We start from the raw sequence: 12,714 nt of genomic DNA on the forward strand, positions 1-12,714 counted from the left end.
CAGTCTTGTTGTTATAAAAAACCAGTCGCAAGGACTGGCGTATTAAGTACTGATGGATTTTCTTTTTATTGCAGCGTGATTATAGACACAAAAAATGCCGATTCCGCGCAAAGTCCCGCATCGCTGACAAAATCCTGACGCAGTTGTCATGCGCATGCTATACGCAGCGTCCGCCGTCCACTTCCAGGCAGGTGCCGGTGATGAACGAGGCTTCGTCCGAACCCAGGTAGAGGCAGGCGTTGGCGACATCGTCCGGCGTCGAGAAGCGGCCCAGCGGAATCGTCGCGGTGAATTTCTTGCGGTTTTCCGGGGTGTCGGGCAAGCCCATGAATTCGGTCAGCAGGCCGGTGGCCGACATCACCGGATTGACGCAGTTGACGCGGATATTGTCCGGGCCGAGTTCCGCCGCCATCGACTTGCTGGTCGTGATGACCGCGCCCTTGCTGCCGTTGTACCAGGTCAGGCCCGGGCGCGGGCGGATGCCGGCGGTCGAGGCGATATTGATGAAGGCGCCGCCGCCGGCCTTGCGGAAATAGGGCACGAAGGTCTTTGCGCTCAGGAAGATGCTCTTGACGTTGATGGCGTACAGGCGGTCGAATTCGTCTTCCTCGACTTCCAGCATGGGGCGGTTGCGGTGCGTGGTGCCGGCGTTGTTGACGACAATGTGCAGGCCGCCGAAAGCGTCCAGCGCGGCCGCCAGCATGGCCGCCGTGTCGGCGCTCCTGGATACGTCGGATCTGATGAAGCGCGCCTGGCCGCCGGCCGCGACGATCTCGTCGACGACGCGCTTGCCGCCGGCTTCGTTGATGTCCGCCACCAGCACGCGCGCGCCTTCGCGCGCATAGGTCTTGGCGATGCCTTCGCCGAATCCCGAACCGGCGCCGGTCACGATGGCTACTTTGTCTTTGAGTCGCATGTCTTCTCCTTGTGGTGTGATGAGTTGTTTTTGATCGTGTCGTGCTTAGTCGTGTTTGATGGCGATGGTTTTCAACACGGTGAAGCCGTACAGCGCTTCGAAGCCTTTTTCGCGTCCGTGGCCGCTGGCCTTGACGCCGCCGAACGGCAATTCCACGCCGCCGCCGGCGCCATAATTGTTGATGAAAATCTGGCCGCTGCGAATCGCGCGCGCCAGGCGCATCTGGCGTCCGCCGTCGCGCGTCCACACGCTGGCGACCAGGCCGAAATCGGTGGCGTTGGCCAGCCGGATTGCATCGGCCTCATCCTCGAACGGCATCGCCGCAAGCACCGGGCCGAACACTTCTTCCTGCGCCAGACGATGTCGATACGGCACATCGCGCAACAGGACCGGCGCCTGATAAAAACCGGAAGCCGGCACGCCGTCGGCGATGCGGCCTTGCGCCACGACGGGGATCCTGCTGTCGGCGGCTTCGCGCAGGAAACCGGCGACGCGTTCCTGCTGCGTCTTGCGGATCAGCGGACCGCAGTCCAGGTCCATCGTCGGCGTGCCGACGCGCAGCTTGCCGAAGGCCTGGCCGACACGTTCCAGCACCTGTTCGTAGGCGCTACGCTGCACCAGCAGGCGGCTGCCGGCGGAGCAGGTTTGGCCGGCGTTCTGCACGATGGCGTTGACGACCACCGGCAGCATGGCGTCGAAGTCGGCATCGGCAAACACCACCTGGGGCGACTTGCCGCCCAGCTCCAGTGTGACCGGCGTGTGGTGCTCGGCGGCGGCGCGCACCACGATCTTGCCGACGTTGGGCGAACCGGTGAACGACACATGATCGACCTCGGGGTGCTTGACCAGCAGGTCGCCGGCCTCATGTCCGTAGCCGGTCACGATGTTGAGCACGCCTTCCGGAAAACCGGTTTCGGCCGCCAGTTCGGCCACGCGCAGCAGCGACAGGCAGGCGTCTTCGGCGGGCTTGACGACGCAGGTGTTGCCGGCGGCGAGCGCGCCGCCGACACAGCGGCCGAAGATCTGCATCGGATAATTCCACGGCACGATGTGCGCGGTTACGCCATGCGGTTCGCGCAGCGTCAGCACGGTGTAGCCGGTCTGGTAGGGAATGGTCTCGCCGTGCAGCTTGTCGGCCGCTCCCGCATAAAACTCGAAATAGCGCGCGATCGCCGAGGCATCGGCGCGCGCCTGCTTGAGCGGCTTGCCGCAATCGCGCGCTTCCAGTTGCGCCAGTTCTTCGTGATGCTCTTGCAATTTCAGCGCCAGTTTCATCATCAGGCGGCCGCGTTCGGCGGCGCTGGTGCGGCTCCAGACGTGGTCGTAGGCCTTGCGCGCCGCTTGCACGGCGGCATCGACGTCGGCCGCATTGCCGCGCGCCAGCGATGCGAACACCTGGCCGTCGGAAGGATCGACGACGGGGATGCTCTCGCCCGAAGAGGGCGCGGTCCAGAGGTTGTTGATGAAGTGCTGTTTCATGGCGCTGAAAGTCCTTTCATGACGTGATTACATGGCAATCGACATGCCGCCGTCCACATACAGAACGTGACCGTTGACGTAGGAAGCGGCGCTGGAAGCGAGGAAAACCGCGGCGCCGGCGATCTCTGCCGGCTGCGCCCAGCGTCCCAGCGGCGTGCGCGTGGCGAAGTGGGCATTGATCTTGGGATCGGCGATCGCGGCGGCATTGGCCTCGGTGGCCACGCCGCCCGGCGCGATCGCGTTGCTGGTGATGCCGAGCGGACCGTATTCGGCGGCGAGCGCGCGCATCATCCCGGTCAGGCCGGCTTTGGCGCCGGTATAGACGGCGTCGCCGGAGCGTGCGATCTTGCCCGCGATCGACGTCACCGTGATCAGCCTGCCGCTCTTGTTGGGCACCATCAGGCGCGCCGCTTCGCGCGACAGCGTGTAGCCGGCCACCAGGTTGGTTTCCAGCATGGCATGGATATCGTCGTCGCTGAATTGCAGCAGGGGTTTGCGGTTGCGCATGCCGGCGTTGTTGACGAGGATGTCGAGGCGGCCATGTTGCTGCGTGATCTGCGCGAAAGCTTCCCTGACCGCCGCCTTGTCGGTCACGTCGAAGGCGAGGGCGCCGGCGGACAAGCCTTGTTCCGTCAGGCTTTGCACCGCGCTCGCCAGGGTGTCGGGATCGCGGCCGTTGAGAATCACATGCGCGCCGCTGCCGGCCAGCGCGCGGGCGATTTCCAGGCCGATATCGCGGGCCGCGCCGGTGACGAGGGCGATTTTCCCGGCCAGTGAAAACTGTTGCAGGTATGGTTGAAGATTCTGCTGCTGATTTGCTTGGATCATGATGGCTTCGATAAACAATGGACGGCAAAAGATACCACCGCCGCAGAGATCGGGCCGGGCCGTTTTGTCTCCTGTCGTTTTGTTTTATGGGTAGCGAATCGGAAGTTTCCGTCGCTGCCTCGGTTGCTTTCAATGTATGTTGGCAAACCAAAGATGTCAACTTATATTACTACTTTGGCCGCCAGGACCGCCTGGGCCATAACGCAGCCTTATGGCATCCTCGCGAATCGGGTAACATGGTCGACAAAACAAGCACTGCAGCATTGCCTGCCGGAGACACGCCATGACGAAATCGCAAGCCGATAAACTCGACGCCAACATTGTCAGCATCAAGCCACCGTTGCGGGCGACGCAATTGTCCGTCGAAGCTCTGGCGCTGGCCGCCGCCGGTCTCGGCCCGGTGCGCCAGGAGCGTTTTGCCGAGCGCGTCTATGAAAACCTGTTCCACGCCATCGTCGAAGGCAAGATCGCGGTCGGCAGCCGCCTGCCTTCCGAGAACGACCTGGCGACGTTGTTCGACGTTTCGCGCCCCATCGTGCGCCAGGCGCTGGACCGGCTGCGCGAAGATCAACTGGTCGAATCGCGGCGCGGTTCCGGCACCTATGTGACGGATAAGCCCGACCTTGCCGTCAAGCCCGCTGGCGCCGAGCCGTCCGAGCGCATCGGCCACATTATGAACGGTCTTGAACTGCGCATGGTGATCGAGCCCGAATGCGCCTACATGGCGGCCCTGCGCCGCAGCACCGCAGACCTGGCGAAAATGGACGAACTGCTGACCGGCTTCGAAGAAGCCAACGCCGTCGGCGGCATTGCCCATCACTTCGATTTCGCCTTCCATGAAGCGATTGCGACGGCGACCGCCAACATGCGTTTCGTACAAGTGCTCAAGACCCTGGAATACGACGTCAGCCATGCCGTCAACATGCTGCGCCACCTGATGCACATCCAGCCCTGGAAGCGCACCCAGGACGCCATGGACGAGCATCGCAACATCTTCGAACTGATCAGGAAACAGGACGCCGAAGGCGCGCGGCACGCCATGCGCGGCCATATTGAAAATGCACGCAGCCGGATGTTCAATAGCCGTCCCGGCTTGTAAGTGAAAATAACAACTTAAATCACGGATATATCCGCATGGAATTGCGTCAACTCAGATACTTCGTCGCCATCGTCGATCACGGTTCACTCTCGCGCGCGGCACGCGTGCTGCACATCGCCCAGCCGGCGCTGACCCAGCAGATCCGCCAACTGGAGGAAGAACTGGAAGCACAATTGCTGCACCGCTCAGCCCAGGGCGTGATTGCCACCGACGCCGGCAAGACGTTTTACGAACACGCGCAGGCCATTCTCAAGCAGGTCGCCGACGCCAAGTCGGCGGTGGCGCAATCCAACGACAAGCCGTCCGGCACCGTGGCGTTGGGCATTCCGCAAAGCGTCTCCGGCGCGCTGGCCTTGCCGCTGCTGACCGCCATCCGCGCCACCTATCCGGAAATCACCTTGCTGCTGACCGAGGAATTGACCGGCAACCTGATCGTGCAACTGCGTTCGGGGCGGATCAACCTGGCGGTGCTGTTCGACGACGGCCAGTTGTCGGCCTTTGCCAGCACGCCGATGGTGGAAGAGGAAATGATGTACATCACGCGCGCGGACTCGCAATACGGTGTCGCAGGCGGCAAAGGGCGGAACAAATCGGTCACGCTGGCCAAGGCCATCAAGGCGCCGCTGATCCTGCCGGGCTTGCAGCACGGCGTGCGGCCGCGCATCGAAGACATCGTCCGTTCGCACGGCATGTCGCTCGACAATGTGATTGAGATCAACTCGGTGGCGATCCTGAAATCAGCGATCCTGGCCGACATCGGCGCGACTATTTTGCCGGTCGCTCCCTTGCTGACGGAAATCGAACGCGGCGACATGGTCGCGCATCCGATCAGCGGCGAACGCATGGTGCGCACGCTGGTCTTGTGCGCCTCAAAGAATATTCCGTTGACCAATGCTGCGGCGGCGGTGGAGCGGCTGGTGCTGGATGTGACCGACGACTTGTGCCGCAAGGGCAAGTGGTTGCATACGGAGGCGCTGGCGCGGGAGTAATCCGTCCCTCCATCGCCGTCGTCCTGACGAAAGTCAGGACCCAGCGTCGTAGCTACCGTCTTCACGACACTGGGTCCCAGCGTTCGCCGGGACGACTGCGGCTTGTAGAGTTGCTCTTTTTCAGTGCTTGTCGACAGCCGGATCTGGTAATGCCTCGCCATCAAGCTAATCCAATGCCGTCGTCCTGACTTTCGCCGGGACGACTGCGGCTTGTAGAGTTGCTCTTTTCAGTGCTTGTCGACAGCCGGATCCGGCAATGCTGCGCCATCAAGCTAATCCAATGCCGTCGTCCTGACGAAAGTCAGGACCCAGCGTCGTAGCTACCGTCTTCACGATACAGGGTCCCAGCGTTCGCCGGGACGGCTGCGGCTTGTAGAGTTGCTCTTTTCAGTTCTTGTCGACAGCCGGATCCGGCAACGCCGCGCCATCCAGCAAGGCGCCCATCACGCGCTCGCCCAGCGCCAGTCCCACGCTCATGCCGATGCCGGTGTGCATCAGCACCACGGTCGTCCTGGCGTCGACGGGCGTCGCCGAGAACGGTCCCGGTCCTTTGCTGCCGTACACGCCTTGCCAGCGTTCCAGCACATTCAGGCGCACGCCCAGCGTGTGTTCCGTCAGACCGATCATCAACCGGTCGATTTCCTCATTATTGAACGGCGGCGCGTCGACGCCGTAGTAGTGGGAGTCGCCGATGATCAACTCTTGGTAAGGCGTCGGGCTGACCAGCAAATGGATGCCGTGGCGGTTCAGCGCCGGTGTTTTTTCTTCGATTTCGGCATGTACGCCGGCGGCACTGGACAAGTCAGAGAAGGCGCCGTAATGCGTGCAGGACAAGCCGGTCAGCACCGCATGCGTCAAGGGAAAATGCTCCTGCGGCACGGCGCGCAGCATTTGCAGGCGGCACACTTTCAGGTTCATCCCGGCAAGCTTGTCGGCAAACAGCGTCTGGTAGTCGTGACCGGAACAAACGATCACGCGCTCGGCGCGGAATTCGCCTGCGGTGCCGGAGAGGCGGCCGTCGGCGGCTTCCTTGACCAGCGAGTTGAAATGAAACTGCACGCCCTGGGATTGCAGGTAGCACACCAGCGCGGGCACCGCTTCGCGCGAATACAGTTGCAGATCCTGGGTACCGTGCAGGGCCGAGCGATGATGGCGGAAGCGGCCGCCGTACAGCGCTTCCAGTTGCGGTCCTTCCAGCAGCGAGGCGTCGTAGCCGTGCTGGCGCGCGCGCACGATCATGAATTCTTCAAGCACGGCATGTTCGGCTGCGCTGCGTGCAAACAGCAGGGTGCCGGCTTCGCGTGCGCTGAAGTTGGCGCGCTGCGCCAGGTGCAGCCAGATCTCGCGGCTTTGCTTGGCAAGGCCGAGCATGACGCCGGGCGGCTGGCCGGTGACCAGGCCCATGCCGAAATTGCGGATCGATGCGCCGAGCGGCGTCGAAGTGCGTTCGAATACCGCCACGCGCAGGCCGCGCCTGACGGCGGCGTAGGCGTGCGCCAGTCCGAGGATGCCGGCGCCGACGACGGCGACGTCAATGTGTTCCATGTTGCTGTTGCTCATTCGATGTCCTTGATGCGTGTGCCTGGTTTTTCGTTTCCTGAATCCCTTGCATGAGCCATCTCGCCGACGGAATGACTCATGCAAGGAATCGGCACGGGCCGGAGCAAAATCGCTTGCTCCGGCCCGTGCGTTCATGCGCGGCCGGTTATTTCTTTTCGGCCTTGCTTTCGTAACGCTTGCTCCATTCGGTCAGGATGCGGTCGCGGTTGGTGCTGGTCCAGACGAAGTCGTTCTTGGTCAGGCGCTTTTCGTAATCCGCGGGCAGCAGCGGGTCGGGCTTGGCGATGCCGGGCACGGCGAGCACGGCGAAGTTCTTTTCATACTGCAGCATGGCGTCCTTGCTGGCGGAGAAATCGGCCAGGCGCTTGGCGGCTTCCAGATTCTTGGTGCCCTTGACGATGGCGGTTGCTTCCAGATCCCAGCCCAGGCCTTCCGACGGCAGGATGATGTCGATCGGCGCGCCTTCCTTCTTGGTCTTCACGGCGCGGTATTCAAACGCGATGCCGATCGGGAATTCGCCGGTGGCGGCCTGTTTGCATGGCTTGGAGCCGGAGTGGGTGTACTGGCCGATATTCTTGTGCAGCGCGTCCATGTAGGCCCACGCCTTCTCTTCGCCCATCATCTGGATCCATGCGGTGACGTCGAGGTAGCCGGTGCCGGAAGAGGCCGGATGCGGCATCACGATCTTGCCGGCGTAGACCGGCTTGGTCAGGTCGGCCCACGAAGTCGGCTTCGGCAGACCTTGCTTTTGCGCTTCGACGGTATTGAAGCAGATCGCCGAACCCCACACGTCCATGCCGACCCATGCCGGCGGATTGGCGGGGCTGCGGTATTTGGCTTCGATGTTCGACAGATTCTTGGGAGCGTAAGGCGTCAGCATGCCTTCCTTGTCCAGGATCGCCAGGCTGGAAGCGGCCAGACCCCAGATCACGTCAGCCTTGGGATTGGCTTTTTCGGCCAGCAGCTTGGCGGTGACGATGCCGGTGGAGTCGCGCACCCATTTGATTTCGATGTCGGGATTGGTCTTTTCGAACTCGGTCTGGTAGGCCTTGATCTGATCGGCTTCCAGCGCGGTGTAGACGGTCAGCGTGGTCGCCGCATGCGCGGACAGCAGGGCGCCTGCACCCAGTACGGAAGCAAGCAGTTTAAGAATGTTTGTAGGTTTCATGGTTGCTTTCTTGTGGTGGAAAAGTTGGTACGACGAACGACAACATCAACAGGTCTTCAATGCGTTTCAATGTTTCTTGCCGGCGCTGCGCCATGCCTGCGCCTTGCGCACCCAGTAGCCCAGCCCCCAATGCATCAGCAGCGACACCGCAATCGAGGTCAGCAGAATCAAGGTCGACATGGCAGCCGCCGGCCCGACATCGCCGGCGTCGTCCATGTTCAGTACGGCGATCGCGGCCAGCACGGTGTTGGGGCTGTACAGGAAGATCACCGCCGACACCGTCGTCATCGACGACACGAACAGGTAGCGGAAGATTTCCAGCACCGCCGGCAGGCACAGCGGCACGGTGATGCGCAGGTAGGTGCGCAGCAAGGGCACCTTGAGCGAGGCCGAGGCGGCTTCGAATTCGGGATCGATCTGCTTCAATGCCGTGACGGCGGTCAGATGCGCCGTGGTGTAGAAGTGGATCACCGAGCACAGGATCAGGATCGCCATGCTGCCGTACAGGAAGTTCAGCGGATTGGCCGGATGGTTGAAAAAGAACACGAAGCCCAGCCCCAGCACCAGCCCCGGCACCGCCATCGGCAAAAAGGTCAGGAAGCGCAGCGAGGTGTCGAGCCAGCGGTGGCCGCGCGTCTTTTCCATGAGCCAGGCGCCGGTGAAAATGATCGCCGTGCCGACGATGCTGGTGCCGATCGCCAGGCGCAGGCTGTTCCAGTAGGCCAGCCAGCCGCCGCCGTCCATGTTGTCGAAGTCGTAGTGCATCAACGTCAGGTTCAGGTTGTACGGCCACAGTTTGACCAGCGACGCGCCGACCGCCACCGCGATCATCAGCAGCAAGGCGGCGCTGATGGCCATCAGGACCAGCGTGTAGACGCCGTCCCGGCGCCAGTGTCGGCGCGGCGTCAGCACTTCGGCGCGGCTGCTCATTTGCGCGCGCTGGCGCTTTTGCAGCCAGCCGTCGACGCAGAAAGTGAGCAGCGCGGGGATCAGCAGCAGCAAACCGATCAGCGCGCCCCGATCGAATTGCTGCTGGCCGACCACCGCCTTGTAGGCTTCCACCGCCAGCACGCTGAACGCGCCGCCGACGATCTTGGGCACGCCGAAATCGGTGATCGCCAGCGTGAACACCAGGCAGAACGCGCCGAAGATGCCGTAGCGCGAGGCCGGCAAGGTCACGGTGCGAAAGGTTTTCCAGCTATTGGCCCCCATTGCCGAGGCGGCGTCGTACAGCCGCGCGTCGGCCAGCGACAGCGCCGACAGCAGAATCATCAGCGCATGCGGAAAGGTGTAGAACGCCTCGCCCAGCAGGATGCCCCAGAAGCCGTAGATGCTGCCGTTCATCCATTCCTTGAACAGTCCCTGGTTGCCGAACAGGTAGATCAGCGCGATGCCGGGCAGCAGCGACGGCGCCAACAGCGGCAGCAGGGCGATGGCGCGCCACAGTCCCTTGAACGGCGCCAGCGTGCGCTGCAAGCCGTAGGCGAACAGATAAGCCAGCGGCACCACCAGCAGCGCCGTGGCGGCGGCCACGCCGATGCTGCGCGCGATCATCGGCACGAAGTTGGGATTGGCGACCAGCCGGCTCCACGGCGCCATGCCGGCCCAGAGGCCGCCGCGATCGAACAGCGCCTGTCCCAGCACCGCCGCCAGCGGCAATGCCAGCGCCAGCAGCAGGAGCAGCAGCAAGCCGTATTTCAGGCCGAGCGAGAGCAGCGCATCTTTATTGACGGAGGACAGCCGCCGCGCCGACGCTGCTGACGGTACTGGCGCCATTGGCGACATCGCCGGCAGTGCCTGCGCATGCGTCGAGGCATCCATGGGCGTGTTGGCGGAAGTATTCATACTTCAGGCAAACAGATGCAGGGAATGCTGGGGCAAGGCGATCCACATGCGCTGCGCGGACACGTCGGGCAATTGCGCGCGGACGTCGTTGCTCACGTCGGCCATCAGGCGCCGGCCCGGCAATTCGTCCAGTTCCAGCATCATCCGGTAGCGATTGCCGAGGTAGATCTGATCGACCACGCGCGCCGAAAAACGGTTGGCGGCATCGACCGCCGGCAGCACGTCGACCGCTTCCGGCCGGCAGAACAGGCGGCCGCTGTCGACTTTTTGCTTTTCCTGTTCTACGCTGAGCATCAGCGGGCCCACGCTGACCTGCCGCTCCGACACGCGCTGGAACGGCAGCCAGTTGGCCTGGCCGACGAAGTCGGCGACGAAGGGCGTGGCCGGATGGCGATAAATGCGGTCCGGTGTATCGAACTGCTCGATGCGGCCGTGGTGCATGATGGCGATGCGGTCGGACATCACCATCGCTTCTTCCTGGTCATGCGTCACCATCAGCGTGGTGATGTTGAATTCTTTTTGCAGACGGCGGATTTCCAGTTGCAGATGCTCGCGCACCTGCGCATCGAGCGCGGACAGCGGTTCGTCGAGCAGCAGCAGCGACGGCGAGGGCGCCAACGCGCGCGCCAGCGCCACGCGTTGCTGCTGGCCGCCGGACAACTGTCCCGGATATTTTTTTTCGCTGCCGGCCAGGCCGATCATGGCCAGCATGTCGGTCACGCGCTGCTGCATCTGCGCGCGCGTCATGCGGCGCGCATTGAGGCCATAGGCGACGTTCTGCGCCACGGTCAGGTTGGGGAAGAGCGCATAGGACTGGAACAGGATGCCGTAGTCGCGCGACTGCGGCGGCAGATGCGAGATGTCCCGGCCGTGCGCATGGATGCTGCCGTCGTCCTGCTTTTCGAGGCCGGCGATGGTGCGCAACAGCGTGGTCTTGCCGCAGCCGGAAGGGCCGAGCAGGCACACCATTTCGCCTTTCCCGACCTCAAGTGAAACATGATCGAGCGCCGTGAATGCGCCGAAGCGCTTCCGGATATTGCGAATCGATAAAAACGCGTCGGAAGAACTGGCGGCGACGTTGGCGGGAGTTGATAACGGAGTAGGCATCGCGCTCTTTCTATCAAGACTATGCCGGGTTCGGCCAGAAAGTGAGCGGATATTACGTAGCTAATATGACATCTGGATGACACCTGCCGTGATATATATGAACTGGATTCCATCCATAGATCAGGGTTATGGATGGAGTCTTTCCGGCAACTTTACGGCATGGCGCGCACGGGTTTTCGGCCGGGAGTGATCGTGAGCGGCAGGAAGATGCAGGGAGGGATGGAAGATATGGTCTAATAGGCTTCATCTTTCTGTATGGGTGACCCTTTGAACAAGTCCGGAATCAAAACGATGGTCGTGCTGAGCGCAGGCCTGCTGGCCGCTTGTTCCGTCCCGAAGCCGGACACGCAGGCCAATCGCGATGCCACCGCGAGGGAAATTGCCGAGCAGGTCAAAACCACGCCCGACGGCACTTCCACCGCCGATTCCCTGGACGGCTACAAGGAAGATCTGGCGCGCCGCATTTCGCAGGTCAATTCGACCAGGGTACATGTGGAACGTCCGCAGGCGCTGTTGCGTTCGGTCATCGTCATCAAGTATGTGGTCGACAAGGACGGCAACCTGACGCGCAGCGAAGTGGTGCGCGGCAACAAGGACAAGGTCACCGAAGCGACCGCGCTGGCGGCGTTGCGCAACACGGCGCCATTTCCCAAGCCGCCGGCAATGCTGCTGCGCGGCGGCCGGGTCGAGATATCGGAGACCTGGCTGTTCAATAATGACGGACGCTTCCAGTTGCGAACGATCGCCCAGCCGCAGAAAAATGAATAAGGGCGACGCCGATTGCCTGCTTACCGTCAGGGAATCGGTGTCGTCGCTTGCCCTCAGAACTTTTTCACCATGGAGATCGACTTGATTGACTTTGACCATTTCACTCCCGGCCTGTCGTTGGCCGGTGGTTTGATGATTGGCGGCGCGGCGGCCGGATTGATCCTGTTCAACGGCCGGATCGCCGGCATCAGCGGCATCCTCGGCGGTTTGCTGAAAATGCCGCGGAAGGATACGGCGTGGCGGGCAGCCTTCCTGATCGGATTGCTCGCGGCGCCGTTGATCGCAGCCTGGTCCGGCGTCGCCGTTGTACTTGATGTCAAGGCCGGCTGGGGGGAAATCCTGGCGGCGGGATTCATCGTCGGTCTCGGCACCCGTTATGCCGGAGGCTGTACCAGCGGTCACGGCGTCTGCGGTCTGGCGCGCGGATCGTTGCGCTCGCTGGTCGCGACCTTGACATTCATGGTGACGGGCTTTCTGACTGTGTTCGTCAGACTGCATGTGATCGGAGCATGAAGATGAATATCTTGACCGCGTTATTGGCAGGCCTGCTGTTCGGTTTCGGTTTACTGGTGTCGGGCATGGCGAATCCCGCCAAGGTCCTCGGCTTTCTCGATCTGGCTGGCATATGGGACCCGTCGCTGGCCTTCGTCATGGTCGGTGCCATCCTTGTCGGCGTGCCGGCTTTCTGGATGGCAAAGCGTCGCAGCCTGTCCTTGCTGGGCTTGCCCATGCAATTGCCGGCCCAGGCAGCGGTGACGTTGCGGCTGGTGCTCGGCAGCGCCGCTTTCGGCGTAGGCTGGGGACTGGCGGGTTTTTGTCCGGGACCTGCCTTGGTCGCCATCGGCGCCGGCTATGCGAAAGCCTTCGGTTTTGGCGCGGCCATGATTGCCGGCATGCTGGTTTTCGATTTATTCGAGCGGATCAAAAAGCACTGAGTGTTTTTACGGGCGCACGC

General features: G+C 62.5%; 12 protein-coding genes. 5 read left to right on the top strand and 7 right to left on the bottom strand.

Annotation, left to right across the window (positions count from 1 at the left end; genetic code table 11):
- Positions 1–157: 157 nt before the first annotated feature.
- From RV1423_RS02160 to RV1423_RS02170, 3 genes are read right to left on the bottom strand one after another with little or no spacing between them, the layout of a single operon-like run.
- On the bottom strand, positions 158–916 hold the full coding sequence (locus RV1423_RS02160) for an SDR family oxidoreductase (RefSeq protein ID WP_034292661.1): 759 nt from the start codon (positions 914–916) through the stop codon (positions 158–160).
- Positions 917–961: 45 nt separating this feature from the next.
- The gene (locus tag RV1423_RS02165) at positions 962–2,395 is read right to left on the bottom strand and encodes an aldehyde dehydrogenase family protein (protein WP_034292662.1); all 1,434 of its coding nucleotides are present in this window, start codon (positions 2,393–2,395) and stop codon (positions 962–964) included.
- A 27-nt stretch (positions 2,396–2,422) separates the two neighbouring features.
- On the bottom strand, positions 2,423–3,223 hold the full coding sequence (locus tag RV1423_RS02170; RefSeq protein ID WP_034293090.1) for an SDR family oxidoreductase: 801 nt from the start codon (positions 3,221–3,223) through the stop codon (positions 2,423–2,425).
- A gap of 283 nt (positions 3,224–3,506) precedes the next feature.
- Between RV1423_RS02170 and RV1423_RS02175 the strand changes: the two genes are divergently transcribed.
- Entirely contained in the window at positions 3,507–4,322 is an 816-nt protein-coding gene (locus tag RV1423_RS02175) for a FadR/GntR family transcriptional regulator (RefSeq protein ID WP_051516425.1), read from the top strand.
- 35 nt (positions 4,323–4,357) lie between these two features.
- The gene (locus tag RV1423_RS02180; protein ID WP_034292663.1) at positions 4,358–5,311 is read left to right on the top strand and encodes a LysR substrate-binding domain-containing protein; all 954 of its coding nucleotides are present in this window, start codon (positions 4,358–4,360) and stop codon (positions 5,309–5,311) included.
- Positions 5,312–5,698: 387 nt separating this feature from the next.
- On the opposite strand, the gene RV1423_RS02185 is transcribed toward RV1423_RS02180, so the two are convergent.
- From RV1423_RS02185 to RV1423_RS02200, 4 genes are all read right to left on the bottom strand, one after another.
- Complete coding sequence (locus RV1423_RS02185; protein WP_034292664.1) at positions 5,699–6,871, bottom strand: TIGR03364 family FAD-dependent oxidoreductase; 1,173 nt, start codon at positions 6,869–6,871, stop codon at positions 5,699–5,701.
- Positions 6,872–7,016: 145 nt separating this feature from the next.
- Positions 7,017–8,039, bottom strand: a complete 1,023-nt coding sequence (locus tag RV1423_RS02190) for a putative 2-aminoethylphosphonate ABC transporter substrate-binding protein (protein ID WP_034292666.1) — start codon at positions 8,037–8,039, stop codon at positions 7,017–7,019.
- A gap of 66 nt (positions 8,040–8,105) precedes the next feature.
- Positions 8,106–9,884, bottom strand: a complete 1,779-nt coding sequence (locus RV1423_RS02195; RefSeq protein ID WP_373419943.1) for a putative 2-aminoethylphosphonate ABC transporter permease subunit — start codon at positions 9,882–9,884, stop codon at positions 8,106–8,108.
- Positions 9,885–9,887: 3 nt separating this feature from the next.
- A complete protein-coding gene (locus tag RV1423_RS02200; protein WP_034292670.1) occupies positions 9,888–10,991 on the bottom strand; it encodes a putative 2-aminoethylphosphonate ABC transporter ATP-binding protein in 1,104 nt (367 codons plus the stop codon).
- Positions 10,992–11,282: 291 nt separating this feature from the next.
- Between RV1423_RS02200 and RV1423_RS02205 the strand changes: the two genes are divergently transcribed.
- The 3 genes from RV1423_RS02205 (at position 11,283) to RV1423_RS02215 (ending at position 12,694) form a co-directional block, all read left to right on the top strand.
- The gene (locus RV1423_RS02205; RefSeq protein ID WP_034293096.1) at positions 11,283–11,759 is read left to right on the top strand and encodes an energy transducer TonB; all 477 of its coding nucleotides are present in this window, start codon (positions 11,283–11,285) and stop codon (positions 11,757–11,759) included.
- A gap of 69 nt (positions 11,760–11,828) precedes the next feature.
- The gene (locus tag RV1423_RS02210) at positions 11,829–12,272 is read left to right on the top strand and encodes a YeeE/YedE family protein (RefSeq protein WP_034292672.1); all 444 of its coding nucleotides are present in this window, start codon (positions 11,829–11,831) and stop codon (positions 12,270–12,272) included.
- Positions 12,273–12,274: 2 nt separating this feature from the next.
- Entirely contained in the window at positions 12,275–12,694 is a 420-nt protein-coding gene (locus tag RV1423_RS02215) for a DUF6691 family protein (RefSeq protein WP_034292674.1), read from the top strand.
- The last annotated feature ends 20 nt before the right edge of the window (positions 12,695–12,714 follow it).

The sequence above is a fragment of the Herbaspirillum sp. RV1423 genome, assembly GCF_000577615.1.
Lineage (GTDB): Bacteria > Pseudomonadota > Gammaproteobacteria > Burkholderiales > Burkholderiaceae_D > Herbaspirillum.

Excerpts from the sequence above, each read along its gene's own strand:
- RV1423_RS02160 (WP_034292661.1), bottom strand. The coding sequence starts at position 916 with ATGCGACTCAAAGACAAAGTAGCCATCGTGACCGGCGCCGGTTCGGGA.
- RV1423_RS02165 (WP_034292662.1), bottom strand. The coding sequence starts at position 2,395 with ATGAAACAGCACTTCATCAACAACCTCTGGACCGCGCCCTCTTCGGGC.
- RV1423_RS02170 (WP_034293090.1), bottom strand. The coding sequence starts at position 3,223 with ATGATCCAAGCAAATCAGCAGCAGAATCTTCAACCATACCTGCAACAG.
- RV1423_RS02175 (WP_051516425.1), top strand. The coding sequence starts at position 3,507 with ATGACGAAATCGCAAGCCGATAAACTCGACGCCAACATTGTCAGCATC.
- RV1423_RS02180 (WP_034292663.1), top strand. The coding sequence starts at position 4,358 with ATGGAATTGCGTCAACTCAGATACTTCGTCGCCATCGTCGATCACGGT.
- RV1423_RS02185 (WP_034292664.1), bottom strand. The coding sequence starts at position 6,871 with ATGAGCAACAGCAACATGGAACACATTGACGTCGCCGTCGTCGGCGCC.
- RV1423_RS02190 (WP_034292666.1), bottom strand. The coding sequence starts at position 8,039 with ATGAAACCTACAAACATTCTTAAACTGCTTGCTTCCGTACTGGGTGCA.
- RV1423_RS02195 (WP_373419943.1), bottom strand. The coding sequence starts at position 9,884 with ATGAATACTTCCGCCAACACGCCCATGGATGCCTCGACGCATGCGCAG.
- RV1423_RS02200 (WP_034292670.1), bottom strand. The coding sequence starts at position 10,991 with ATGCCTACTCCGTTATCAACTCCCGCCAACGTCGCCGCCAGTTCTTCC.
- RV1423_RS02205 (WP_034293096.1), top strand. The coding sequence starts at position 11,283 with ATGGTCGTGCTGAGCGCAGGCCTGCTGGCCGCTTGTTCCGTCCCGAAG.
- RV1423_RS02210 (WP_034292672.1), top strand. The coding sequence starts at position 11,829 with ATGGAGATCGACTTGATTGACTTTGACCATTTCACTCCCGGCCTGTCG.
- RV1423_RS02215 (WP_034292674.1), top strand. The coding sequence starts at position 12,275 with ATGAATATCTTGACCGCGTTATTGGCAGGCCTGCTGTTCGGTTTCGGT.